The 23,868-nt window shown below is 70.3% G+C and carries 20 protein-coding genes; 9 read left to right on the plus strand and 11 right to left on the minus strand.

Features of this window, described 5'->3' with window-relative positions; all coding sequences use genetic code 11:
- Positions 1 to 99: 99 nt before the first annotated feature.
- On the minus strand, positions 100 to 588 hold the full coding sequence (locus tag ABZ707_RS16010; protein WP_360174059.1) for a ribose-5-phosphate isomerase: 489 nt from the start codon (positions 586 to 588) through the stop codon (positions 100 to 102).
- 104 nt (positions 589 to 692) lie between these two features.
- On the opposite strand from ABZ707_RS16010, the gene ABZ707_RS16015 reads away from it, so the two are divergent.
- Both ABZ707_RS16015 and ABZ707_RS16020 read left to right on the plus strand, forming a co-directional pair.
- Positions 693 to 2,120: an amino acid permease gene (locus tag ABZ707_RS16015; RefSeq protein WP_360174062.1), complete on the plus strand. Its 1,428-nt coding sequence runs from the start codon at positions 693 to 695 to the stop codon at positions 2,118 to 2,120.
- A gap of 151 nt (positions 2,121 to 2,271) precedes the next feature.
- On the plus strand, positions 2,272 to 3,279 hold the full coding sequence (locus tag ABZ707_RS16020) for a tetratricopeptide repeat protein (protein WP_360174065.1): 1,008 nt from the start codon (positions 2,272 to 2,274) through the stop codon (positions 3,277 to 3,279).
- A 58-nt stretch (positions 3,280 to 3,337) separates the two neighbouring features.
- Here ABZ707_RS16020 and ABZ707_RS16025 read toward each other — a convergent pair whose 3' ends face one another.
- The 3 genes from ABZ707_RS16025 to ABZ707_RS16035 all read right to left on the minus strand — a co-directional run bounded on the left by ABZ707_RS16025 (position 3,338) and on the right by ABZ707_RS16035 (position 5,708).
- Positions 3,338 to 4,009 (minus strand): formyltransferase family protein, encoded by a 672-nt coding sequence (locus ABZ707_RS16025; protein ID WP_360174068.1) that lies wholly within the window; start codon positions 4,007 to 4,009, stop codon positions 3,338 to 3,340.
- 268 nt (positions 4,010 to 4,277) lie between these two features.
- A complete protein-coding gene (locus ABZ707_RS16030; protein ID WP_360174071.1) occupies positions 4,278 to 5,237 on the minus strand; it encodes a hypothetical protein in 960 nt (319 codons plus the stop codon).
- 15 nt (positions 5,238 to 5,252) lie between these two features.
- Positions 5,253 to 5,708 (minus strand): hypothetical protein, encoded by a 456-nt coding sequence (locus tag ABZ707_RS16035; RefSeq protein ID WP_360174074.1) that lies wholly within the window; start codon positions 5,706 to 5,708, stop codon positions 5,253 to 5,255.
- 96 nt (positions 5,709 to 5,804) lie between these two features.
- On the opposite strand from ABZ707_RS16035, the gene ABZ707_RS16040 reads away from it, so the two are divergent.
- Positions 5,805 to 6,458, plus strand: coding sequence for an isochorismatase family cysteine hydrolase (locus ABZ707_RS16040; protein ID WP_360174077.1), 654 nt, complete (start codon positions 5,805 to 5,807; stop codon positions 6,456 to 6,458).
- Positions 6,459 to 6,476: 18 nt separating this feature from the next.
- On the opposite strand, the gene ABZ707_RS16045 is transcribed toward ABZ707_RS16040, so the two are convergent.
- On the minus strand, positions 6,477 to 7,061 hold the full coding sequence (locus ABZ707_RS16045) for a biotin transporter BioY (protein WP_360174080.1): 585 nt from the start codon (positions 7,059 to 7,061) through the stop codon (positions 6,477 to 6,479).
- A gap of 196 nt (positions 7,062 to 7,257) precedes the next feature.
- On the opposite strand from ABZ707_RS16045, the gene ABZ707_RS16050 reads away from it, so the two are divergent.
- Positions 7,258 to 7,899, plus strand: a complete 642-nt coding sequence (locus ABZ707_RS16050; RefSeq protein WP_360174909.1) for a superoxide dismutase — start codon at positions 7,258 to 7,260, stop codon at positions 7,897 to 7,899.
- Positions 7,900 to 8,033: 134 nt separating this feature from the next.
- Here the strand turns inward: ABZ707_RS16050 and ABZ707_RS16055 are convergent, their stop codons facing one another.
- Positions 8,034 to 8,666: a DsbA family protein gene (locus ABZ707_RS16055; RefSeq protein WP_360174083.1), complete on the minus strand. Its 633-nt coding sequence runs from the start codon at positions 8,664 to 8,666 to the stop codon at positions 8,034 to 8,036.
- A 135-nt stretch (positions 8,667 to 8,801) separates the two neighbouring features.
- Here ABZ707_RS16055 and pepN (ABZ707_RS16060) point away from each other — a divergent pair, with 135 nt between their 5' ends.
- The 4 genes from pepN (ABZ707_RS16060) to ABZ707_RS16075 all read left to right on the plus strand — a co-directional run bounded on the left by pepN (ABZ707_RS16060) (position 8,802) and on the right by ABZ707_RS16075 (position 17,492).
- A complete protein-coding gene (gene pepN, locus ABZ707_RS16060; RefSeq protein ID WP_360174086.1) occupies positions 8,802 to 11,378 on the plus strand; it encodes an aminopeptidase N in 2,577 nt (858 codons plus the stop codon).
- A gap of 131 nt (positions 11,379 to 11,509) precedes the next feature.
- Positions 11,510 to 12,568 (plus strand): hypothetical protein, encoded by a 1,059-nt coding sequence (locus ABZ707_RS16065; protein WP_360174089.1) that lies wholly within the window; start codon positions 11,510 to 11,512, stop codon positions 12,566 to 12,568.
- 317 nt (positions 12,569 to 12,885) lie between these two features.
- Positions 12,886 to 16,194 carry a S8 family serine peptidase gene (locus ABZ707_RS16070; protein ID WP_360174092.1) on the plus strand — a complete coding sequence of 1,103 codons (3,309 nt, stop codon included), beginning with the start codon at positions 12,886 to 12,888 and terminating at the stop codon, positions 16,192 to 16,194.
- A 269-nt stretch (positions 16,195 to 16,463) separates the two neighbouring features.
- The gene (locus tag ABZ707_RS16075; protein WP_360174095.1) at positions 16,464 to 17,492 is read left to right on the plus strand and encodes an aspartate-semialdehyde dehydrogenase; all 1,029 of its coding nucleotides are present in this window, start codon (positions 16,464 to 16,466) and stop codon (positions 17,490 to 17,492) included.
- An 86-nt stretch (positions 17,493 to 17,578) separates the two neighbouring features.
- Here the strand turns inward: ABZ707_RS16075 and ABZ707_RS16080 are convergent, their stop codons facing one another.
- Positions 17,579 to 17,926 (minus strand): type II toxin-antitoxin system PemK/MazF family toxin, encoded by a 348-nt coding sequence (locus ABZ707_RS16080; RefSeq protein ID WP_360174098.1) that lies wholly within the window; start codon positions 17,924 to 17,926, stop codon positions 17,579 to 17,581.
- Positions 17,913 to 18,140: a ribbon-helix-helix domain-containing protein gene (locus ABZ707_RS16085; RefSeq protein WP_319678311.1), complete on the minus strand. Its 228-nt coding sequence runs from the start codon at positions 18,138 to 18,140 to the stop codon at positions 17,913 to 17,915. The genes ABZ707_RS16080 and ABZ707_RS16085 overlap by 14 nt, the downstream gene beginning before the upstream one ends.
- 118 nt (positions 18,141 to 18,258) lie before the next feature.
- Between ABZ707_RS16085 and pepN (ABZ707_RS16090) the strand changes: the two genes are divergently transcribed.
- Complete coding sequence (pepN, locus tag ABZ707_RS16090; RefSeq protein WP_360174101.1) at positions 18,259 to 20,835, plus strand: aminopeptidase N; 2,577 nt, start codon at positions 18,259 to 18,261, stop codon at positions 20,833 to 20,835.
- 169 nt (positions 20,836 to 21,004) lie between these two features.
- On the opposite strand, the gene ABZ707_RS16095 is transcribed toward pepN (ABZ707_RS16090), so the two are convergent.
- Genes ABZ707_RS16095 through ABZ707_RS16105 form a run of 3 tightly spaced genes read right to left on the minus strand, consistent with a single transcriptional unit; the run spans position 21,005 to position 23,637 of the window.
- Positions 21,005 to 21,235 carry a hypothetical protein gene (locus ABZ707_RS16095; protein ID WP_360174104.1) on the minus strand — a complete coding sequence of 77 codons (231 nt, stop codon included), beginning with the start codon at positions 21,233 to 21,235 and terminating at the stop codon, positions 21,005 to 21,007.
- Between the two features lie 20 nt (positions 21,236 to 21,255).
- A complete protein-coding gene (malQ, locus tag ABZ707_RS16100; protein WP_360174107.1) occupies positions 21,256 to 23,403 on the minus strand; it encodes a 4-alpha-glucanotransferase in 2,148 nt (715 codons plus the stop codon).
- Complete coding sequence (locus ABZ707_RS16105; protein ID WP_319678307.1) at positions 23,404 to 23,637, minus strand: hypothetical protein; 234 nt, start codon at positions 23,635 to 23,637, stop codon at positions 23,404 to 23,406.
- Positions 23,638 to 23,868: the final 231 nt, after the last annotated feature.

The raw sequence follows: 23,868 nt of genomic DNA on the forward strand, positions 1-23,868 counted from the left end.
CGGTACGGCCCGGCCCGGGACATGCCGGACGGGACATGGCCCTGCCGCCGGGGCGGGCCCGGCGGCAGGAGGCCCGGCGGCAGGGAGGAACAGGCGGCCTCAGCCCTGCTGGGGGTGGTGGGCCGGGACGGGCGGCAGCTCGTGGGTGGCCTCGTAGGCAGAGAGCATGCCGATCCGGCGCGCGTGGCGCTCCGCGCCCGAGTACGGCGTCTTGAGGAAGACCTCGATGAAGGAGACCGCCTCGTCGCGGGTGTGCATCCGGCTGCCGACGGAGATGACGTTCGCGTTGTTGTGCTCCCGGCCGAGCGCGGCGGTGTCCTCGTTCCAGGCGAGAATCGCCCGGACGCCCTTGACCTTGTTGGCGGCGATCTGCTCGCCGTTGCCGGAACCGCCGATCACGATACCGAGGGCCTCCGGGTCCGCGGCCGTACGCTCGGCGGCGCGCAGGCAGAACGGCGGATAGTCGTCGTCGGCGTCATAGATGTGGGGACCGCAGTCGACGGGCTCGTGGCCATGGGCGGTGAGCCACTCGACCAGGTGGTTCTTGAGTTCGAAGCCGGCATGGTCGGAACCGAGATACACGCGCATGTTCCGAGTGTGGCACGCGTGTCGCTGGGTAGCGGCCAGCGGGGTCGGGCGGTCGCACGCGGACGTTCGACACCCGAGCGGACCGCGGACGTAAGGATTCCTGCATGACCTCCCTGCCCAGCCCCACAAAGGAAGACGGAAAGCCCGGCGAGCCTGGCGGTCCACCATCGCCCGGGGGACTCCAGGCCGGGCTGAAGAACCGTCACCTCTCCATGATCGCGATCGGTGGTGTGATCGGCGCCGGTCTGTTCGTCGGCTCCGGATCCGGTATCGCCGCCGCGGGTCCCGCCATCCTGCTGTCCTACGCGCTGGTCGGCCTGATGGTCGTGCTGGTGATGCGGATGCTGGGCGAGATGGCCGCGGCGCGGCCCACCTCCGGGTCCTTCTCCGCCTACGCGGACCGCGCGCTGGGCCATTGGGCCGGATTCTCGATCGGCTGGCTGTACTGGTTCTTCTGGGTGGTGGTGCTGGCGGTCGAGGCGACCGCGGGCGCGGTGATCCTGGAGAGCTGGGTCCCGGCCGTGCCGCAGTGGGGATGGGCGCTGATCGTGATGGTCGTGCTGACGGCCACCAACCTGGTGTCCGTCGCCTCCTACGGCGAGTTCGAGTTCTGGTTCGCCGGGATCAAGGTGGTGGCGATCGGGGCCTTTGTCGTCATCGGTCTGCTGGCCGTGTTCGGCGTGCTGCCCGGCTCGGACAATCCGGGGGCGGGCTTCGCGCATCTCACGGACTCCGGCGGTTTCCTGCCGAAGGGGCCGGGCGCGATCCTGACCGGCGTGCTGATGGTCGTCTTCTCGTTCATGGGCAGTGAGATCGTCACGCTCGCCGCCGGCGAGTCGAGTGACCCGCAGCGGGCCGTCTCCAAGGCGACCAACAGTGTGATCTGGCGGATCGCGGTCTTCTATCTGGGCTCGGTCTTCGTGGTGCTGACGCTGCTGCCCTGGGACGACCCGTCGATCGTCAAGGACGGCTCGTATGTCGCGGCGCTGAACTCGATCGGCATCCCGCACGCCGGGCAGGTCATGAATGTGATCGTGCTGACGGCCGTCCTGTCCTGTCTGAACTCCGGCCTGTACACCGCGTCCCGGATGGCCTTCTCGCTCGGCCGGCGCGGTGACGCGCCGGGGGCGTTCGCCCGGACGAACGCGCGGGGCGTGCCGCGCGCCGCGATCCTGTCGTCCGTCCTCTTCGGCTTTGTCGCCGTCTTCTTCAACTACGAATGGCCCGACACGGTGTTCGCCTTCCTGCTGAACTCGTCGGGCGCGGTGGCGCTGTTCGTCTGGCTGGTCATCTGCTGCACCCAGCTCAGGATGCGCGGGATCATCCAGCGCGAGACGCCGGAGAAGCTGGTCGTGAGGATGTGGCTCTTCCCCTATCTGACCTGGGCGACGATCGCGATGATCTCGTTCGTCCTGGTGTACATGCTCACCGATGACACCGGTCGGGACCAGGTGCTGCTGTCGCTGCTGGTGGCGGCGGTCGTGGTGGCGGTCGCGCTGGTGCGGGACTCGCTGCGGCGACGGAGCGCGTGAAGAAGCCGGGGACATCACCGGAACGGGACCACCGGGCCCGGCTCGCGGAGTAATTTCGATGGCTCGGACCGGGCCGTGGATACGTGAGCCGGACAAGCCCGCTGGGGGAACCATGCAGGTGGTCTTAGTTTCGAACTTCTGTTTCCACTGTGTGGATGTCGCCGAGTTCACCGGCGCGCAGCAGGTCGCCGACCGGATGTCGACCCTGGTCGGCACGCCCTGCCCGCTCTGCGAAGCGCTCATCCGGCACGGCGAGATCGATATCGCGGTGGACAGCCAGGAGCTCGACCTCATCGAGGACAAGAGGTCCCTCTGGAACACGCCGGACCGGACGGTGCGCGGCTACGAGGGCTTCGCCCGGAACGAAGCGCGGCCGGAGCGTTCCTCCAGTGCCGTGGCGAGGAAGCTGCTGGGCCAGGTGTCGGACTCCGCGACGGCGCGGCGACGGGAACTCTGCGCAGCCGGCACCCGGGCCGTACTGGCGATGGCGGCCGACCATCTGGGTGACCTGACCATGACGGAGGCTCCGGAGCGCGCCAGGAACGCCCTGCGGGCCATCGCGTGGTACGGCGATACCGACACGGCCGCCGCGGCGGCGATCCGACTGGGCATGTTCGAACAGTCCGACGGACATCTTGACGAGGCCCTGCGTCTCTTCCGGAGAGCGGCCGAGACCGCCGACGGAGCGTTGCGGCCCCTCGCCCATTGCTCTCTCGGCGCGATGCTGGACCACCTCGGTGACACGGAAGGAGCGAAGGACGCCTTCCGCCGCTGTGTGGAGTGCGGCGAGAGTTCCTCGCTGGCCGAGGCGGCCTACCGGCTGGGCACTCTGCTCCGGCTGACGGACCCCTCGGAGGCGCGTGCGGTCTATGACGTGGCGGTGCGGACGGGCCGCAGGCCGTACGCGGCCTCGGCGGCCGTGAACATCGGAGTGATCGAGGAGGACGAGGGAAATCAGCGGGAGGCCAAGCGGAGGTGGACCTACGCCTTCGCCCATGGCGAGCCGCTGGAGCGGACGGTCGCCGCGTTCAATCTGGCCCGGACCTGGGAGGCGGAGGGCAGGATCCGGAAGGCGCGGACGTACTACCTCATCGCCGTGGACTCCCCCGAGCCGGAGACGGCGCGCCGGGCCAGGGAGTATCTGGCGGAGCGGGGCTGAGCGTCAGCGCCTGTCTCCAGGCCGCGGTCTCCGGCCCGGACGGATTCGGAGGCCCGCGTCACCCGCGCGGCGGTCTTTCCTCGGTGATCACACGAACGGCCTTGTCGGCGGCCTGCACCGTCCACCCGTCGTCGTGCACAGCCAGGACCGTACCGGGCACTCCGCCACGGGGGACCACGCCGGAAAACACCGGCTCCACATGGCGGATGATGCCTTCCCCGTCCGGCAGACGTACCGTCGCACGGCTGGTCAAGACGTTGAGAGCCGCCACCTTGCGGCTGATCACCGCCGCCGGCTCGGTGAAATCGATGATCTGCTCTTCCGCGCTGAACGCCGGCACATAGGAGGCGCCGGCGGACTCCTGGGGGATGCCGGGCTCCCCTCTGAGTGCTTTGTCGGTGCCCTCTTCGATGACCTCGGTGAACATGTCGAGCCAGCCGGCCATGAGCGCCGGCCCGCTGAGATTTTCCGGCAGAGGCCGCTCACGCTGGCTGAGGACGGCACCCGTGTCGAAGTCGGCCTCGGTCCTGTGAAGGGTCGCGCCGATGGTCTCGGCCCCTTCGTACACAAGCCGCATCGGATTCGGCCCCCGGCCGACAGGAAGTACCGAAGGGTGCAGGTTCACCGCGCCACAGGCGGGGATGTCCAGGATTTCCCGCGGTATCAGACGCGCGAACGCCGCGGAGATCACCAGATCAGGAGCCAGCGCACGGATCAGCGGCGCCGCCACCGTCCGCAACATGTCCGTGGCCAGCAGGCTCACGCCCTTCCCCAGACCGCTCGCCAGGTCGCTCCCGCCGTAACGGCCCGCGCCGCCCGGGAGCGTGACGACCAGTGCGATCTGGTGATCATGCCGTTCTGCCCAACTGGCCAATAGCTGATAGTTGGGCAAAAACGAAGTAAAAACAATCACTCGTGCATTTCGACTCGACATGCGACTACTCTGCCACGTCGCCCCAAAGCCCCATATGGCGGCCCTGACCTGCGGAAACAGCGTCTCAGCCGGTCAACTGGCTCCGGGCGGCGCCAACGATGCCGTCCTCAAGCCAGGACAGCCACTGCACGCAGGCGTCGGCCATCTGCAGCACCACGGGACCGTGGACGTCCGTCAGCAGCCCGCGCAGCGCGGCGCCGCGCTCGTCCGAACCAGGATGGCCGGACAGCCGCATGCCCTGCGGAATGTCGTCGATCTCGTTGCGCACCCGGGTGATCAGATGGTCGATCGCGAAGAAGAAGAACGGCCCGGCCACGGCGAGATACCGAGCGATCTGCTCGTCGGGGCCGTCCGCCAGAGCCCGCAGCAGAAGCAGCAGGCCGGTCTCGTCGGCCTGGAACTCCTGCTCACGGGTGCGGTGCAGCCACTCACCGGTCCGGTGCTGGGCCGGCGTCGCCAGATGGCCTTCGAGCAGATGGGCGAACTCGTGCGCGACCACGAACCGCTCGGTGGCCTCGGTCAGCGCCCGGGCCATCCCGGCGGAGTCGGAGTGCGGCGGCTGCCGGCCGCCCTGGGCCGCGTCCCCCTGGAACAGATAAGCGAGTACCGAGCGAGCCATCGCGCGCTCAGCCGTCCGTCTGCGCTCGCGCACGGCCGGGGTCGCGGCCTCCAGCGTGATCCCGCCGTCCTTTTCCCGGGTGAAGAGTCCCAGCGAGGCCGCGAACGCCTTGCTCATCTCCAGCACCAGCAGGGAGAATCCGGCGTTGACCAGGATCAGGGTGCCGCCGTGCACCGCGCGGGCCCGGGCGTTGAACGATTCGTGCGGATATGTCGTGACGAGGACGGGCTCCGGCAGCGGAATGCCGGCCTCGGCCAGGGTGTGCTGGAAGTCCGACGAGATCCGCGCGTAGAGATCCGCCGCTCCGGACGCGTGCGCCTCCCCGCCGTCGGGGCCGCGCGGGCCCGCCCGGCCCTCCGCGCGCAGCAGGTCCGCGTATTGCGCGCGAAGCGTGTCCCGGGCCATACGGTCAGCTTTGCCCTAGCTTTCGGTACGCCAGGTGCCGGTGCGCTCGTCCCAGTACACGCGGACCCTGGCCGGCTCCCCGCGCCGGGCGCCGGCGATCTCCTCGCCGATGTCGAGCCGCTCCAGGGCGCGCAGCGCCTCGTCCGACGCGTCCGTCGGCAGATAGAGGGACGCCTGGAGCTTCGGGTCGAGGTCCTGGACGATGAGCAGTTCCCGGTGCCGCTCGCCCGGCGGGACGCGCTTGGCCTCGGCGCCCCGGAACACCTCGCGAAGCCAGCCCCGGACCGCCGTATAGGTGTCCTCGGCGGCCTTCTGGGCCAGCGTCTGCGCGAACGGGACAAGCGCCGAGGTCACCACGGCGGTGGCGATGATCTCGCCGAGGGCGTGCCCGGAGCTGCCCGGTATGCCGGGCCCGCTTCCCACGGGCGTATCAGCGCCGCGCTCCGGGGTGGAGAGTGGATCCGTGCTCATTCGGCCGCCCATTCCCTCGTACGGTCCGTCGGATCATACCGTCGGCGCGGGGGCCCCGAGATGCGATGCGGGACATCGCCAGCCAGGCTGGTGAGCGTGAGCGACGGCGGATACAGCAGCGAGAGTACGGCTCTGCTTCTCATCGACCCGTACAACGATTTCCTGTCCGAGGGCGGCAAATTGTGGCCGGTCGTCAAGGAGACGGCGGAGGGGGTGGGGCTGCTCGACCATATGCGGCAGGTGCTGGGCGCGACCCGTCGCCGGGGCATCCGCACGATCGTCGTACCGCACCACCGCACGGAGCCGCAGGACTACACCACCTGGCGGCATCTGTCGCCGACCCAGCGCAATGTGGTCAGGAGCCAGACCTTCGCCCGGGGAAGCTGGGGCGGTGAGTTCCATCCGGATTTCACGCCGGTCGAGGGTGAGCTGGTGGCCCGGGAACACTGGGGGTCGAGCGGATTCGCCCACACCGATCTCGATCTGCTGCTCACACAGCACGGCATCTCACACATCGCGCTCATGGGGATGAGAGCGAACACGTGCGTGGACACCACGGCCCGGTACGGGCAGGAGCTCGGCTATCACGTGACTTTGATCAGGGACGCCATCGCCTCCTTCTCCTGGGACGAGCTGCACGCGACCTTCGAGGTGAACGCGCCCGCCTACGCGCACGCGATTCTCTCCACCGGCGAATTCCTCGCGGAGCTGCCGGCGGCGGCCGGTGCGACGTCCGCACCGGCCGGCTGAGGCGCGGGACAGCCGGTGTCAGCCGCGGCGTCCGACGAGCTTCCAGGCGGCGGGCAGCGCGCCCATCGCCAGCGCGGCCTTCAGGGCGTCGCCGAGCAGGAAGGGCACCAGGCCCGCGCTGATCGCGGCGCCCGCGGAGAGGCCGGCGGACAGCGCCAGATACGGGACGCCGATCGCGTAGACGAGGGCGGAGCCCAGCACCATCGTGGCCGCCGTGCGCGGTACGGATCGGTCGCCGCCGCGCCGGGCCAGCGCGCCCACCACGGTGGCGGCGAGCAGCATGCCGAGGACATAGCCGAAGGACGCGCCGCCGGGGCCTGAGGACCCCGCGGAGAACCACGGCACCCCGGCCATGCCGACCAGGGTGTAGACGGCGAGCGAGAGGAAGCCCCGGCGGGCACCGAGGGCCGTGCCGACCAGCAGCGCCGCGAAGGTCTGCCCGGTGACCGGGACCGGAGAGCCGGGGACCGGTACGGAAATCTGCGCCGCTATGCCGGTGAGGACGGCGCCACCGAGGACCAGGGCCATGTCCCGGGTGCGGGTGGCGGGGAGCAGATCGGCGAGGACCGCTCCGGTACGGGGGGCTGCGGCAGCAGTGCTCATCAGGGACTCCGCGGTCGTGAGGGCAGTTCGGGACAGCCCGACGTTAACCCACCCGTCCAGGCCGGATCACCGTCAGTCGCCCACAAAGCGGAGGTCAGGGCGTTGTCGGAGGTGTCCACAAAAAGAACCGGCTCCTGTTGCTGTTAGCATGCACTTGCATAAGATGTGCAACAAGAGGGTCGGAGGGCTCGGACATATGGCCATGTACACGCTTCCTGAACTTCCGTACGACTACGCGGCGCTCGAACCGGTCATCAATCCGCAGATCATCGAGCTGCATCACGACAAGCACCACGCGGCCTATGTGAAGGGCGCGAACGACACTCTCGAACAGCTCGCGGAGGCACGCGACAACGAGTCCTGGGGCGCGATCAACGGCCTGGAGAAGAGCCTCGCGTTCCATCTCTCCGGCCATATCCTGCACTCGATCTACTGGCACAACATGACCGGTGACGGCGGCGGCGAGCCGCTCGCGGCGGACGGTGTCGGCGAGCTGGCGGACGCCATCGCGGCCTCCTTCGGCTCCTTCGCCGGATTCAGGGCCCAGCTCACCAAGGCCGCCGCGACCACCCAGGGCTCCGGCTGGGGGGTGCTCGCCTACGAACCGGTCAGCGCGCGGCTGATCGTCGAGCAGATCTATGACCACCAGGGCAATGTCGGCCAGGGATCGGTCCCGATCCTGGTCTTCGACGCCTGGGAGCACGCCTTCTACCTCCAGTACAAGAACCAGAAGGTCGACTTCGTCGAGGCGATGTGGCGCGTCGTCAACTGGCAGGACGTGGCCAGGCGCTACACGGCCGCCAAGGAGCGGGCGAACAATCTGCTGCTCGCTCCCTGAGCGCCGTCCACAGACGTCCGGTTCGTGATCGTCTTCTCACCCTTCACGTGCGGACGGAACAACGAGGGGCCCCCGCGAGAACATGACTCGCGGGGGCCCCTCCTTGACGGTCGGGTCACATCGGAAGGCGCGGATCAGTCGAAGATCGGGCCCTGGGTCCTGGTGCGCTTGATCTCGTAGAAGCCCGGGATGGACGCGACCAGCAGGGTGCCGTCCCAGAGCTTCGCCGCGTCCTCGCCCTTGGGCGCGGGGGTGACGACCGGACCGAAGAAGGCGACCTGCTCGCCGTCAGCGCCGGGGACGGCGATGACGGGAGTGCCGACCTCCTGGCCGACCTTGTCGATGCCCTCCTTGTGGGAGGCGCGCAGCTCGGTGTCGTACGCGTCCGAGTCGGCGTACTCGATCAGGTCGGCCGGCAGCCCGACCTCGTCCAGAGCGGCGGAGATCGCCTCGCGGGTGGGGCCCTCGCCGCCGTTGTGGAAGCGGGTCCCGAGCGCGGTGTAGAGCTTGCCGACGACCTCGTCCCCGTACTTCTGCTGAGCGGCGACCACCACACGGACCGGGGCCCAGGCCTTGTTCGCGAGCATGTCGCGGTATTCCTCGGGAAGCTCGTCGATCCGGTTCTCATTGAGGACGGCCAGGCTCATGACATGCCAGCGCACCTCGATGTCACGGAGCTTCTCCACTTCGAGGACCCAGCGGGAGGTCATCCACGCCCAGGGGCACAGCGGGTCGAACCAGAAGTCGACGGGGGTCTTCTCGGACATGTCTCTCCTCATGACGGGCAGCGAACGCACCTCAGAGTGAAAACGCACCGGCCGCCGCAGGCATTCCCGGCTGCTGTACGCCGGTGGCACATGGGAGGATCGTTCCTGTTTCGAACGAGCCACGAAGGAGTGACCGTGCCCGGTGAGAATCTGTCCCGCGACGAGGCCCGCGAGCGGGCCGGCCTGCTGTCCGTAGACGGGTACGAGATCGCACTCGACCTGCGCTCGGCGGTCGGTGAGGCGTCGGACGGGCCGCGGACCTTCCGCTCGGTGACCACGATCCGGTTCCGCTCCGTCCGGACGGGAGCGGCCACCTTCGCCGATCTGATCGCGCCGAGCGTGTCCGCCGTGACGCTGAACGGCCGGAAGCTGGACCCGGCGGTGGTGTTCGACGGCTCGCGTATCGCGCTGGACGACCTCCAGGCGGAGAACGTGCTGGTCGTGGACGCGCAGTGCGCGTACAGCCGGACCGGCGAGGGCATGCACCGCTTTGTCGACCCGGAGGACGGCGAGGTCTATCTCTACACGCAGTACGAGCCGGCCGACGCGCGCCGGGTCTTCGCCAACTTCGAGCAGCCGGATCTGAAGGCGCCGTACCGCTTCGAGGTGACCGCGCCCGAGGGCTGGCGGGTCTGGAGCAACGGCGAGGGAACACTGGCCGAGGGGGTCTGGCGGTTCGCGGAGACCAAGCCGATCTCGACGTACATCACGGCCGTCGCCGCCGGTCCTTACCACTACGTCACCGACTCCTACCGCCGTACGTTCGACGACGGCACGGTGCTGGAGATCCCGCTCGGCGCGATGTGCCGCAAGGGTCTCGCCCGGTACTTCGACGCGGACGACGTCTTCCTGATCACCAAGCAGGGGCTGGACTTCTTCCACGACCACTTCGACTACCCGTACCCCTTCGGGAAGTACGACCAGGCGTTCGTGCCCGAGTACAACCTGGGCGCGATGGAGAACCCGGGCCTGGTGACCTTCCGCGAGGAGTACATCTTCCGCGGCAATGTGACACAGGCGTCCTACGAGCGCCGCGCGAACGTCATCCTGCACGAGATGGCGCACATGTGGTTCGGCGACCTCGTCACCATGGGCTGGTGGGACGACCTGTGGCTGAAGGAGTCCTTCGCCGACTTCATGGGCACCTTCTCGCTGGCGGAGGCCACCCGCTTCACCAACGGCTGGATCACCTTCGCCAACAACCGCAAGTCCTGGGCCTACCGCGCCGACCAGTTGCCGTCCACCCATCCGATCACCGCGGACATCCGTGATCTGGAGGACGCCAAGCTGAACTTCGACGGCATCACGTACGCCAAGGGCGCCTCGGTGCTCAAGCAGCTCGTCGCCTACGTCGGCCGGGACGCGTTCCTGGAGGGCGCCCGGCGCTACTTCAAGCGGCACGCGTACGGGAACACCAGCCTCGGCGATCTGCTCTCCGTACTGGAGGAGACGTCCGGGCGGGACATGGCGGGCTGGTCGCGGTCCTGGCTCCAGACCGCGGGGGTCAACTCCCTGACCCCGCAGGTGCTTTACGATGCCCAGGACCGGATCACCGAGCTGGCCGTGGTGCAGGACGCGCCCGAGTCGCATCCGGAACTGCGCCCGCACCGGGTGGCCGTCGGGCTGTACCGGCGCGAGGCCGGCGGCGACCTCGTACGGTACGCACGGGCCGAGACCGATGTGAACGGGCCGCGCACGGTGGTGACCGAGCTGGCCGGAGCGGAACGGCCGGAGCTGGTCCTCGTCAACGACGACGACCTGACGTATTGCAAGATCCGCTTCGACGCGGGCTCGCTGGACACCCTGCGCGCGCGTCTCGGCGATCTGGCCGACCCGCTCGCCCGCGCGCTGTGCTGGTCGGCGCTGTGGAACCTGACCCGGGACGCGCTGATGCCGGCCAGGGACTTCATCGGTCTGGTGCTCACTCACGGCGGCCGCGAGACGGACATCGGTGTGCTCCAGATGCTGCACGCCTGGGCACGGTCGGCGCTCACCCACTACGCGGCGCCGACGTGGCGCGAGGAGGGCGGGCGGCTGCTGGCCGAGGGAGCCCTGCGCGAGCTGCGGAACGCCGAGCCGGGCAGCCAGCACCAGCTCACCTGGGCCCGCTTCTTCGCCGCGGTCGCGTCGGCCGAGGCGGACTTCCAGCTTCTGGAGGGCCTGCTCGGAGGTACGGCGAAAATCGACGGCCTGGAGGTCGACCAGGAGCTGCGCTGGGCCTTCCTGGAGCCGCTGGCCGCGCACGGGATCGCGGACGAGTCCGTCATCGGGGCCGAACTGGCCCGGGACGACACCGCGTCGGGCAAGCGCCATCAGGTGCGCTGTCTGGCGGCCCGGCCGTCGGCGGCGGTCAAGGCACAGGCGTGGGCGCAGGTCGTCGAGTCGGACTCGCTGTCGAACGCGCTGGTCGAGGCGACGATCGCCGGGTTCGTCCAGCCCGGTCAGCGGGAACTGCTCGCTCCGTACGCCTCCGCGTACTTCGAGGTGATCGAGCGGGTGTGGGCGGACCGCTCGATCCAGATCGGCATGCACGTGGTGCGCGGGCTGTTCCCCGTGTTCCAGGACGGCCGGCCGACGCTGGACGCCACCGAGGCGTGGCTGGCCGCGCACCCGGACGCCGCTCCGGCGCTGCGCAGGCTGGTGCTGGAGGCCGGGGACGACCTGGCGCGCGCCGTGCGCGCGCAGGAGTGCGACGCGCCGGTGGCCGGCTGACGGACCGTCCGGAAGGAAGGTCCCTGATCGGCAGTCGAACGCCCGTACTTTAGGGCGAACATGTCCACATTTGTCGACAGATTTGTAACAGCGGGTTAGAGAGAGGACACAGGACGGGGAGACCCCGGGACATGAACAACAACACTCCCGTCACCCCCCGTCCCCTCAGCCACCTCTCCAACAACGCTCAGCGCCGTGTGCTCTCGCTCGCACAACTGCGCGAGCACGGTGTGTCGGCGTCCCGCGCCGCCGCGCAGTGCGGTGCCGACGGCCCCTGGCAGCAGTTGCTGCCGGGGGTCTATCTGTTGCATCAGGGGTCACCGACCAGCGAGGAGCGGCTGCACGCGGCGCTGCTGTACGCGGCCCGGCCCGGCACGGAGGGCGGCGGAGAGGTGCCGGAGCAGCCGGGCCCCGGGCCGTCCTCGTACGGCGGTGTGATGATCACCGGTCTGGCGGCACTGGCGCTGTACGGATTCACCTCCGCCCCCACGCTCCGCTCCCTGGACCAGATCGACGTACTCGTACCGCGCACCCGGCGGCTGCGCTCCGCCGGGTGCGCCCGACTGATCCGCGCCCACGCGCTGCCCCGCCCGGAGCAGATCACCGGCGTCCCGGTCGCACCGGCGCCCCGCGCGGTGGCCGACGCGCTCGCGGAGGTGTCCGACCCGGACCTCGTACGGGCGCTGCTGGCCGAGGCGGTGAGCGGCGGCCACTGCGAGCCGGCCGACCTGGTGCGGGAGTTGACCCAGGCCAGGCTGCTGGCGCGGCCGAACGTGGTGGACGCGGTGAACTCGCTGCTCACCGAGGGCCGGGCGCTGTCCGAAGGACGGCTGTACGAGATGGTCAGGACGTACGAACTGGCAGAACCGCTCTGGAACGTGGATCTGCGGCTGGCGGAAGGACCGCATCTCGGCGGGGTGGACGCCTACTGGCCGGAGCAGGCGGTCGCCGTCGAACTGGACACCAGGGCACCTCGGGAGGGCGCCGCCGGAACGGCCGGTGAGGACGCGGTGTGGTCGGAGTGCGTGCGCAAGCGCGAGCGGCTGGAGCGGCTGGGCATCACCGTCGTCCACCTCACCCCCAGAAAGCTCCGCGAGGCGCTGGAGCAGCAGGCGACCGTGGTCCGGACGGCGCTGCTGGCGGCGGGTGACCGGGATCCGGCGGCGTATGTGGTGATCCTGCCGAGATGACGGCACGGAGATGAGGTCCCGTCAGCGGCGGTGGGAGCGGCGCCGGTGACGGGAGGGGGCCGATCAGCGGGCTGGTGAGCGGGGCCGCCGGTCCGCGCTGGACCGCGCCGGACTGCGCCGTTACGCGCTGGACCGGGGTGGCGGCGCCTTTCGCCGGTATCGGCTGTTTGATCCCCTGTGGCGCAAGTCGAGCGGTGGCGGATGTCCGCCATGACTGGATCACGCCCCGGGCAGCACTCCACAAAACCCTGTCACTTAGGTAAAGCTGAGCGGTCATCCGGTATCGACATCCGGACTGTTCCTTTCACAAAACAGGGATGCTGATGACCCCCGAATCCGATAGCTCCATATCCGGGCCGAGACGCGTGGCCAGGGTCGCCGCGGCGGCCGGTCTGGTGGCCGCGCTTATAGCCTCCGGCGTGGTACCCGCCTTCGCCGCCACGGGCGCTGACGACCCGGCCGCTCCTGCCGCCGTCAAGACGTCGACCGACAAGCTCGGCGCGGCCGACGCGGACGCGCTCGCCAAGGCCAAGGCCGAGGGCGAGAAAAGCATCACCATGATGGTCGCCACCGCTCCCGGTGCGACCGAGCAGGTCGCCGGCCAGCTCGACGCCGTCGAGGGCGCCACGGTCGGCAAGACGTACGACAAGCTCGGCTATGTGCGGGCCACGCTTCCCACCGCCAGGGCGGACGCCGCCATCAAGGCGGCCCAGAAGCTCTCCGCCGTCCACGGCATCGATCTCAAGCAGGAGATCAAGCTGGACGACCCGACGCCCGCGGCGGACACCGTCCAGCACGGCAAGGGCTCCCAGGGCTCCGGCGCCGAGAAGTTCCCGGCGCCGGGCAAGAAGACCCCGGCGAAGAACCCGTACAACCCGTCCTTCGAGACCGGTGCGGTCGACTTCGTCAAGCAGCACCCCAAGGCCGACGGCCGCGGTGTCACCATCGGCATCCTGGACTCGGGCGTCGACCTGGGCCACCCGGCCCTCCAGAAGACCACCGGCGGCGAGCGCAAGATCGTCGACTGGGTGACGGCCACCGACCCGGTGTCCGACGCCGACGGCACCTGGCGGCGGATGGACGTCGGTGTGTCCGGCCCGTCCTTCACGGCGGACGGCCGCACCTGGACGGCGCCCGCGGGCTCGTACAAGTACCGCGCGTTCGCCGAATCCGCCACCCTCGGCGGCGACATGGCGGGCGACCTCAACCGCGACGGTGACACCACCGACGTCTGGGGCCTGCTCTACGACCCGGCCAAGGGCACCGTCCGCGTCGACCTGGACAACGACGGCGACTTCGGCGACGAGGTCGCGATGAAGCCGTACAAGGACAACTTCCAGATCGGCTACTTCGGCAAGGACAACCCGGCCACCCCGGTGGTCGAGCGCATCCCGTTCGTCGTCGAGATCCGCAAGGACGTCGTCTACAACGCGGCCGGCGCCACGTCCGACTTCGTCAACATCGGCGTCATCCAGGGCGAGCACGGCACGCACGTCGCCGGTATCACCGCCGCCAACGGCCTCTTCGGCGGCAAGATGAACGGTGCCGCGCCCGGCGCCAAGCTGGTGTCCTCCCGCGCGTGCAGCTGGAGCGGCGGCTGCACCAACATCGCGCTCACCGAGGGCATGATCGATCTCGTCGCCAACCGCGGCGTGGACATCGTCAACATGTCCATCGGCGGACTGCCGCCGCTCAACGACGGCAACAACGCCCGCTCCGAGCTGTACACCCGGCTCATCGACACCTACGGCGTCCAGCTCGTGATCTCGGCCGGCAACGACGGCCCCGGCACCAACACCATCAGTGACCCGGCCCTGGCCGACAAGGTCATCTCGGTCGGCGCCTCGATCTCGAAGGACACCTGGGCCGCCAACTACGGCTCCGGTGTGCGGACGAAGTACGCGATGATGCCGTTCTCCGCCCGCGGCCCCCGCGAGGACGGCGGCTTCGCGCCGACCATCACCGCGCCCGGCGCGGCCATCAACAGCACGCAGACCTGGATCCCCGGCGCTCCGGTCGCCGAGGCGGGCTACCAGCTTCCGCCCGGCTACTCCATGCTCCAGGGCACCTCGATGGCCTCTCCGCAGGCCGCGGGCGCGAGCGCGCTGCTGATCTCGGCCGCCAAGCAGAAGCGGATCGACCTCACCCCGGCCGGCCTGCGGACGGCGCTCACCAGCACCGCCGAGCGGATCCCCGGTGTGCAGGCGCACGAGCAGGGCGCGGGTCTGATCGACGTCGTGGCCGCGTGGAAGTCCATCGAGCACGGCGCGACGGCCCACGAGTACACGGTCAAGGCCCCGGTCGACACCGCGATCGATGAGTTCCTGAAGACCCCGGGCTTCGGCACCGGGCTGTACGACCGTGAGGGCGGCCTCCAGGCCGGCAAGAGCCGGACCTACGACGTCACCATCACCCGCACCACCGGCTCCAGGGGCGCGGTGGAACACCGGCTGGACTGGAAGTACAACGACGGCACCTTCCGGCTGCTCGGCAGCGACAGGATCAAGCTGCCGCTGAACCAGCCGGTCACCGTCACCGTGCAGGCCAGGCCCGGTTCCGCCGGTGTCCACAGCGCCATCCTGGAGGCGGACGACCGCCGTACGGAGGGCGTGGACAAGCAGATCCTCACCACCGTGGTCGTCTCGAAGGAGCTGGCGAAGCCCGCGTTCTCGACCTCCGCGTCGGGTTCGGTGCAGCGCAACAGCTCGACGTCGTACTTCGTCACGGTGCCGCAGGGCTCGAAGACGCTGGAGGTGGCGCTGGGCGGGCTCGCCCGGGGCAGCCAGACCCGCTTCATCTCCATCCACCCGTACGGCGTGCAGATGGAGGACAGCTCGACGCCCTTCTGCTACCCGAACTACGAGAACCCGAGCAACACGTGCCGCCCGGATCTGCGCTCGTACACCGCGCCGCAGCCGGGTGTCTGGGAGATCGAGGTCGAGGCGCGCCGTACGTCGCCGCTGCTCGACAACCCGTACAAGCTGGACGTGACGCTGCTGGGCACCACCTTCGACCCGGCGGTCACCACGCTCCCCGCGGCGAAGATCGGTACCCCCGCCCCGGTCTCGTGGAAGGTCACCAACGACTTCGGCGCGATCGACGGCAAGGTCAGCGGCGGTTCGCTGGGCTCGGCGAAGGTCGAGCGCCCGACGATCGGTGACGGCGAGCAGCAGCAGACCACCCTCACGCTCGGCGCGGGTGTCGAGCGTCTGGACGTCGCCATCGGCGGCAGCGCCGACACGGGCGCCGACCTGGACCTGCTGGTCGCGCGGGACGGTGTGGTCGTCGGCCAGTCGACGAGTGCCTCCGCCGAGGAGGCCGTCAGCCTGACCAACCCGCCGGCCGGTACGTACACCATCATCGTCGACGGCTACTCGGTCCCGGCCGGGACCACCGCCTACGACTACCGCGATGTGTACTACTCGGCCTCGCTCGGTTCCATCAGGACCGACGCGTCGCAGACGGTGAAGCTCGCCAGCGGTGCCTCGGCGCAGATCTCGGCCGAGGTGCTGGTGGCCGCGGCGGCGCCGGCGGGCCGGCAGTTCTTCGGCGAGGTGCAGTTGCTGAACGCGCGCGGCACGGCCGCGGGCACCGGCAGCGTCATCATCCAGAGCGTCACGCCGTAACCGTCCCGGAGCGACGGGCGGCGGCTGACGAGTAACGCGCAACACGAGGGGCGGGTGTCCGTGAGGGCGCCCGCCCTTCGGCGTACGTTCCCGGGGTGGCCCGGGCGGTCCCCCGCGCCGTCCCGGGGCGTTCCCGTCCCGTTCCCGTCCCGTTCCCCGGACAATGGATTGGACAAAGCGGTCCTGGTGGCACGCATCATGGAGCGGCGACCGCCGGGCGGTCGCACGCTCACCCCGCGACACGCGCACGTACAGACGGAGGAGTCCCCGTGAAGGTCGGAATCGTCGGAGCCACCGGTCAGGTCGGCACAGTCATGCGCAGGATCCTGGCCGAACGGAGCTTCCCCGTCACCGAGCTCCGGCTCTTCGCCTCCGCCCGCTCCGCCGGTTCCGTCATCGAGTGGCAGTCCACTGCGGTCACCGTCGAGGACGCGTCCACGGCCGACTACTCCGGGCTCGACATCGTGCTCTTCTCGGCCGGCGGCGCCACCTCGAAGGCCCTCGCCGAGAAGGTCGCCGCGCAGGGCGCCGTCGTGATCGACAACTCCTCCGCCTGGCGCCGGGACCCCGAGGTCCCCCTGGTCGTCTCCGAGGTCAACGCGCACGCGATCACGGACCGGCCCAAGGGCATCATCGCCAACCCGAACTGCACCACGATGGCCGCCATGCCCGTGCTGCGTCCGCTGCACGAGGAGGCGGGGCTGACCGCGCTGGTCGCCACCACCTACCAGGCCGTCTCCGGCTCCGGCCTGGCCGGCGTCGCCGAGCTGCACGGCCAGGCCCAGAAGGTGATCGCCGACGCCGACAAGCTCACCCACGACGGCGCGGCCGTCGACTTCCCCGAGCCCGCCGTCTACCAGCGCCCCATCGCCTTCAATGTGGTGCCTCTCGCGGGCAACCTGGTCGACGACGGCTCGTTCGAGACCGACGAGGAGCAGAAGCTCCGCAACGAGTCCCGCAAGATCCTGGAGATCCCGGAGCTCAAGGTCTCCGGGACCTGTGTCCGGGTGCCGGTCTTCTCCGGCCACTCGCTCCAGGTCAACGCCCGCTTCGAGCGGCCCCTCAGCGTCGAGCGCGCCTACGAGCTGCTGAAGGACGCCCCCGGCGTGGAACTCTCCGAGATCCCCACTCCGCTCCAGGCCGCCGGCCGGGATGCCTCGTACGTGGGCCGGATCAGGGCCGACGAGACGGTGGAGCACGGCCTGGCGCTGTTCCTCTCCAGTGACAACCTCCGCAAGGGCGCCGCGCTCAACGCCGTCCAGATCGCGGAGCTGGTCGCGGCCGAGCTGACGGGCTGAGCCCTCCCGCCGACGGCAGAGCGGAAGAGGGCGGGCGCCCCGGACGTGGTGTCCGGAACGCCCGCCCTCCTCCGCTGTTCACCCGCTCACAGCGCCAGATGCCGTCGCAGGGCCGCGTCGAGTTCGGTCATCCGCTGCCGGGGCACCACTCCGATCCGTTGCAGCACCCGGTCCGGCGACACCGCGCGGACCTGCTCGCACTGCGCCTTGGAGTCCTTGGCGAGCCGGCATTCGTCCGCGGACAGGGCGACCTGGAAGGGAAAGACCCGGGAGGTGTTCGAGGTGACGGGGACGACGGTCAGCACGCCCCGGCCGCTCCGCTCGACCGTGCGGTTGGCCGCGTCGTTGGAGACGATCACGGCGGGCCGGGCCTTGTTCGCCTCGCTCCCGCGCACCGGCTCGAAGTCGATCAGGTAGATGTCACCTCTGCGCATCGAGTCCGTCTCCCGCGGCCCGCTCCCAGAGCGCCGCGTCCTCGCTCGTGTGCCACTCCTCGAACGCCGCCGCGTAGTCCGTCTCCAGTTGCGAGGCGCGCAGCAGCTCGATCGCGGCGTGTATCACCGCGGACCGCGACTCCGCCTCGGACGCGGCCGCGTACTGGTCGACAAAGGCGACGTCCTCCTGCGGCAGGCTCACACTGATCTTCATACTCCCTATGCTACCCGGGTAGGAACAGGGGTGCTACCCGGTGCGATATTGCGTCCTCACGCGGGACACCGACGTGGAAGGATGACCAGAAACGTCACATACCGAGGAGATGACCCGGGTGCCTGGCACAAATCTGACCCGCGAAGAGGCGCAGCGGCGTGCGCGCCTTCTCACCGTGGACTCGTACGAGATCGACCTCGATCTCAGCGGCGCGCAGGAGGGCGGTACCTACCGGTCCGTGACCACGGTGCGCTTCGAGAGCACGGAGGCCGGGGCGGAGACCTTCATCGATCTGGTGGCTCCCACCGTGCACGAGGTCGTGCTGAACGGCTCGCCGCTGGACGCCGCCGCCGTCTTCCAGGACTCGCGGATCGCGCTGGCCGGGCTGCACCAGGGCCCGAACGAGCTGACGGTCGTCGCGGAGTGCGCGTACACCAACACCGGTGAGGGCCTGCACCGCTTTGTCGACCCGGTCGACGAACAGGCGTACCTGTACACCCAGTTCGAGGTGCCGGACGCGCGGCGCGTCTTCGCGTCCTTCGAGCAGCCGGACCTGAAGGCGACCTTCCGGTTCACCGTGAAGGCCCCCGACGGCTGGACCGTCGTCTCCAACTCGCCGACGCCGGAGCCCAAGGACAATGTCTGGAGCTTCGAGCCGACCCCGCGCATCTCGTCGTACATCACCGCGCTGATCGTCGGTCCGTACCACTCGGTGCACAGCTCCTACGAGAAGGACGGGCAGTCCGTGCCGCTGGGCATCTACTGCCGTCCTTCGCTCGCCGAGTACCTCGACTCGGACGCGATCTTCGAGGTCACCCGGCTGGGCTTCGACTGGTTCCAGGAGAAGTTCGACTACGCCTATCCCTTCGCCAAGTACGACCAGCTCTTCGTGCCGGAGTTCAACGCGGGCGCGATGGAGAACGCCGGCGCGGTGACCCTTCGCGACCAGTACGTCTTCCGCTCGAAGGTGACGGACGCGGCGTACGAGACGCGGGCCGAGACGATCCTGCACGAGCTGGCCCACATGTGGTTCGGCGACCTGGTCACCATGGAGTGGTGGAACGACCTGTGGCTGAACGAGTCGTTCGCCACGTACACCTCGATCGCCTGCCTGTCCGACGCGCCGGGCTCGCGGTGGCCGCACTCCTGGACGACGTTCGCCAACTCCATGAAGACCTGGGCGTACCGGCAGGACCAGCTTCCGTCGACGCACCCGATCATGGCCGACATCCGTGACCTCGACGACGTGCTGGTCAACTTCGACGGCATCACCTACGCCAAGGGCGCGTCCGTACTGAAGCAGCTTGTCGCCTATGTCGGGAAGGACGAGTTCTTCCGGGGCGTGCAGGCGTACTTCAAGGCGCACGCCTTCGGCAACACCCGGCTGGCCGATCTGCTGGGCGCGCTGGAGGAGACCTCCGGTCGCGATCTGAAGACCTGGTCGAAGGCGTGGCTGGAGACGGCGGGCATCAATGTCCTGCGCCCGGAGATCGAGCTGGACGAGTCGGGCCGGGTGACGTCGTTCGCCGTCCGGCAGGAGGCGCCCGCGCTGCCCGCGGGCGCGAAGGGCACGCCGGTGCTGCGTCCGCACCGGATCGCGATCGGCTGCTACGACCTCGACGAGAACGGCAAGCTGGTCCGTACGAGCCGGATCGAGCTGGACGTGGCCGGGGAGCTCACCGAGGTGCCGTTCCCGGCGAACACTCCGCGCCCCGCGGTCGTCCTGCTCAACGACGACGACCTGTCGTACGCGAAGGTCCGCCTGGACGAGGAGTCGCTGCGGGTCGTCACCGAGCACCTCGGGGACTTCACGGAGTCGCTGCCGCGCGCGCTGTGCTGGGCGTCGGCCTGGGACATGGTGCGGGACGGCGAGCTGGCGACCCGTGACTATCTGGAGCTGGTGCTGTCCGGCATCGCCAAGGAGTCGGACATCGGCGTCGTGCAGTCGCTGCACCGCCAGGTGAAGCTGGCGCTCGACCTGTACGCGGCGCCGGAGTGGCGCGAGACCGGGCTGACCCGGTGGACGGACGCCACGCTGGCGCATCTCCGGGCGGCCGATCCGGCCGGGGACCACCAGCTCGCGTGGGCGCGGGCGTTCGCCGCGACGGCGCGCACGCCGCAGCAGCTCGACCTGTTGCAGGGACTGCTGGACGGCACGGAGTCGGTCGAGGGCCTGGCCGTCGACACCGAGCTGCGCTGGGCCTTTGTCCACCGGCTCGCCTCGATCGGCCTGCACGACGAGGAGGAGATCGCGGCGGAGTACGAGCGGGACAAGACGGCGGCGGGCGAGCGCCACGCGGCCTCGGCCCGCGCGGCACGTCCCTCGGCGGAGGCCAAGGCGGAGGCGTGGGCGTCCGTGGTGGAGAGCGACAAGCTGCCGAACGCCCTTCAGGAGGCGGTGATCGGCGGCTTCGTCCAGACCGACCAGCGTGAGCTGCTCGCTCCGTACACGGAGAAGTACTTCGCGGTGGTGGGCGACGTCTGGGAGTCGCGCTCGCACGAGATGGCGCAGCAGATCGCGGTCGGGCTCTACCCGTCGCTCCAGGTCTCACGGGAGACGCTGGAGGCGACGGACGCGTGGCTGGCCTCGGCGGGACCGAACGCGGCGCTTCGGCGGCTGATGTCCGAGGCGCGCTCGGGTGTCGAGCGGGCGCTGAAGGCGCAGGCGGCGGACGCGGCGGCAGCGGACGCGTAACGGCGGTGGGGGGAGGGACCGGGCACGGCCCGCTCCCTCCCCGGCCCTGCCGCCGTCGCCCTGCCGCTTGCCCGGCGGGCCGGAGCCGGACGCACAGAAGCGCCGCGCGGCATCATCTGCCGTGCGGCGCCTCCGGAAGACCGGCGAGATCCGAGCGGGAGGCTCTGGGTCAGACCTGCTTGCGGGACTTGTCGAGCGCGATCACCAGACCGGCGATGACCCCGAAGAGCACCAGCGGCACCGCCACATACAGACCGAGGGTCTCGGCCACACTCAGGCCCGGACCCGGGTCGTCGCCGTCGTCACGGGTCAGCGCGAGCGCCGGGGACGTCATGAGCAGCATCATCAGCGTCGTACCGGCCGCCAGGGCACCGGCGCGCAGAGCGTTCTTCTTGTCCACGGTACAAACGTAGCGAACGCCTAGGCGGGCCGCGCGCGCGGGGGTGCCGTCGGCGGTCTCAGCACATCCATCAGCGCGTGCAGCCGGGGCGAGGCCGCCAGTTGCTCCAGGGTCATAGGCCGCCCCTCGGCGTCCGCGACGGGCAGCCGCCAATTGGGGTACTGGTCCCAGGTGCCCGGCAGGTTCTGCGGCCTGCGGTCACCGACCGCGTCCGGCAGCCAGACACCGACCATGCGCGCCGGAGTGCGCAGCAGGAAGCGGTAGACCGCGCGGATCTCCTCCTCCTCGCCGCCCCCGGACAGCAGGCCCAGGCGGGCGAGGCAGTCGAGCCATTCGGTGACCTCGCGCCGCACCTCGGCCTGTTCCTGCTCCAGCGGGTGGGTGAGCAGGCCGAGCCGGTGGCGCAGTCCCACATGCTCACCGGTGAGTCTGGCGGCGGTGGACGGCAGATCGTGGGTGGTGGCGGTGGCCACACAGCCCTCGCGCCAGCTCTCCGGAGGCAGCGGACGGCCCGTACCGGCCCAGTCGCGCTCGAACCAGAGCACGGACGTGCCGAGCACCCCGCGCCGCTCCAGCGCCTCACGCACACCGGGCTCGACGGTGCCCAGATCCTCGCCTATGACGACCGCGCCCGCGCGGTGCGCCTCCAGGGCCAGCACGGCGAGCATCGCCTCGGCGTCGTATCGGACATATGTGCCACGAGTGGGTGCCTGTCCCTCGGGCACCCACCAGAGCCGGAACAGGCCCATCACATGATCGATCCGCAGCGCTCCCGCGTTGCGCAGCAGCCCCTGGAGCAGACCCCGGTATGGGGCGAAGCCGGACGCGGCCAGCACATCGGGGCGCCAGGGCGGCAGGCCCCAGTCCTGGCCCAGCGCGTTGAAGGCGTCCGGCGGGGCGCCGACCGACATGCCGGCGGCGAAGGCGTCCTGCTGCGCCCAGGCGTCGGCGCCGTCGGGATGGACTCCGACGGCGAGGTCGTGGACGATCCCGACGGCCATCCCGCTGTCCTCGGCCGCCCGGGACGCGGCGGCCAGTTGCCCGTCCGTCAGCCAGACGAGCCGGCAGTGGAAGTCGATCCGGTCGAGCAGTTCACGGCGAGCCGCCGCCGTCTCGTCGGAACGCGGGTCGCGCAGCCCCTCCGGCCAGTCGCGCCAGCGCGGGCCGTGCACCTCGGCGAGGGCGTACCAGGTGGCGTGGTCCTCCAGGGCCCGGCCCTGCGCGGCCAGGAAGTCGCAGTACTCGGCCCGGCGGCCGGGCCCGAGCGGGACCCCCGCCAGGATGTCGAGGGCGGCGCGCTTCAGCTCCCACACGGCGTCCCGGTCGATCAGCGCGCCCTTGTCGAGGACGGACTCCCGGAGGGCGGCGGCCTGTTCCACGAGCGCGTCGAGCCGCGCGCGGTCGGGTCCGAGGACGTACGCGTACTCGGGCACGGCCTCGATCCTCAGATGGACCGGGTCCGGGAAGCGGCGCGAGGAGGGCCGGTACGGCGAGGGGTCGGTCGGGGCGCCGGGCACCGCCGCGTGCAGCGGGTTGATCTGGACGAAGCCGGCTCCGAGGGCCCGGCCCGACCAGGTGGCCAGCTCGGCGAGGTCTCCGAGGTCGCCCATGCCCCAGGAACGCCCGGAGAGCAGGGAGTAGAGCTGCACCAGAAAGCCGTGGGTGCGGGCGGGCGGCGCGGGCAGCCGGCCGGGCGCGACGACCAGCGTGGCGAGGGCGGTACGGCCGTCGGGGGCGCGGGCCTCCAGCCGGTGCACGCCCGGCGGCAGCAGTGTCCAGGTGGAAACGGCGGAGGCCGGCCGGTCGGAGCGCCCGGCGGCCACTGCCGCCGCGGCGGAGCCGGCGGCCGGCAGGTCCAGCGACTCGCCCTGTTCCGTCGCCAGTCGGAGCGTCGTACCGGTCGGGAGGGCGGCCAGGGCGGGCGGCAGCTCGGCGGCCTCGGCGCCGTGGGCGCTCCACAGCACCAGGGTCGGGGGCAGCAGACGGCTCGCCGCGGCTGACTCGGCGCGGCTCAGCGCCTCATCCACCGACGCGGGGGTGGAGGCGTCGACGCCCAGCGCGGCGAGCACCGAGACGACCGTGTCGTCGGGGACCAGGACGGTGACGTCCGGCGAGGGGGCGTACGAGGTGGCGACACCGTGCAGCTCGGCGAGCCTGGCCAGGCTCATTCAGACTCCAGGGGACTCCGTGCCGCCGGCCGTACCGGGCGCGGTCGGCTCACTGGTCAGCGGGGCGGTGTCGGCGAGCGGGGGCTCGCTGGTGAGAGGGGCGGCGTCGGCGAGCGGCGGCTCACTGGTCAACGGCCCGCCGCCGGCCTCGGCGAGGGGAGGCTCGCTGGTCAGCGGGGCGGGCTCCGTCTGTTTGGAGAGGGCGGAGAAGAGAAGCTGGGCCGATGCGGCCATGGCGGCGCCTCCAATGGACGGGAAACAGGACACAGCAGCCCTACCCAGCGGGCACGGGCGCAGACGCGTACTTCCGGTAAACGTGTGTCGAGTCACGATCCATTTCCCGTAAGGGAGTTGAAGTTACTACCTATCACAACGCTCAAATGCGACACAACGGCCACGCACGTTGACACGTTCACCACGGGGGTGGTGGGCTCATGCCGCTCCGTGAGCGCCCGTTGGGGCGCT

It is taken from the genome of Streptomyces sp. NPDC006923 (genome assembly GCF_040635655.1).
Taxonomy (GTDB): domain Bacteria; phylum Actinomycetota; class Actinomycetes; order Streptomycetales; family Streptomycetaceae; genus Streptomyces.

Excerpts from the sequence above, each read along its gene's own strand:
- ABZ707_RS16010 (WP_360174059.1), bottom strand. The coding sequence starts at position 588 with ATGCGCGTGTATCTCGGTTCCGACCATGCCGGCTTCGAACTCAAGAAC.
- ABZ707_RS16015 (WP_360174062.1), top strand. The coding sequence starts at position 693 with ATGACCTCCCTGCCCAGCCCCACAAAGGAAGACGGAAAGCCCGGCGAG.
- ABZ707_RS16030 (WP_360174071.1), bottom strand. The coding sequence starts at position 5,237 with ATGGCCCGGGACACGCTTCGCGCGCAATACGCGGACCTGCTGCGCGCG.
- ABZ707_RS16035 (WP_360174074.1), bottom strand. The coding sequence starts at position 5,708 with ATGAGCACGGATCCACTCTCCACCCCGGAGCGCGGCGCTGATACGCCC.
- ABZ707_RS16045 (WP_360174080.1), bottom strand. The coding sequence starts at position 7,061 with ATGAGCACTGCTGCCGCAGCCCCCCGTACCGGAGCGGTCCTCGCCGAT.
- ABZ707_RS16050 (WP_360174909.1), top strand. The coding sequence starts at position 7,258 with ATGGCCATGTACACGCTTCCTGAACTTCCGTACGACTACGCGGCGCTC.
- ABZ707_RS16055 (WP_360174083.1), bottom strand. The coding sequence starts at position 8,666 with ATGTCCGAGAAGACCCCCGTCGACTTCTGGTTCGACCCGCTGTGCCCC.
- ABZ707_RS16065 (WP_360174089.1), top strand. The coding sequence starts at position 11,510 with ATGAACAACAACACTCCCGTCACCCCCCGTCCCCTCAGCCACCTCTCC.
- ABZ707_RS16070 (WP_360174092.1), top strand. The coding sequence starts at position 12,886 with ATGCTGATGACCCCCGAATCCGATAGCTCCATATCCGGGCCGAGACGC.
- ABZ707_RS16080 (WP_360174098.1), bottom strand. The coding sequence starts at position 17,926 with ATGCGCAGAGGTGACATCTACCTGATCGACTTCGAGCCGGTGCGCGGG.
- ABZ707_RS16085 (WP_319678311.1), bottom strand. The coding sequence starts at position 18,140 with ATGAAGATCAGTGTGAGCCTGCCGCAGGAGGACGTCGCCTTTGTCGAC.
- malQ (WP_360174107.1), bottom strand. The coding sequence starts at position 23,403 with ATGAGCCTGGCCAGGCTCGCCGAGCTGCACGGTGTCGCCACCTCGTAC.
- ABZ707_RS16105 (WP_319678307.1), bottom strand. The coding sequence starts at position 23,637 with ATGGCCGCATCGGCCCAGCTTCTCTTCTCCGCCCTCTCCAAACAGACG.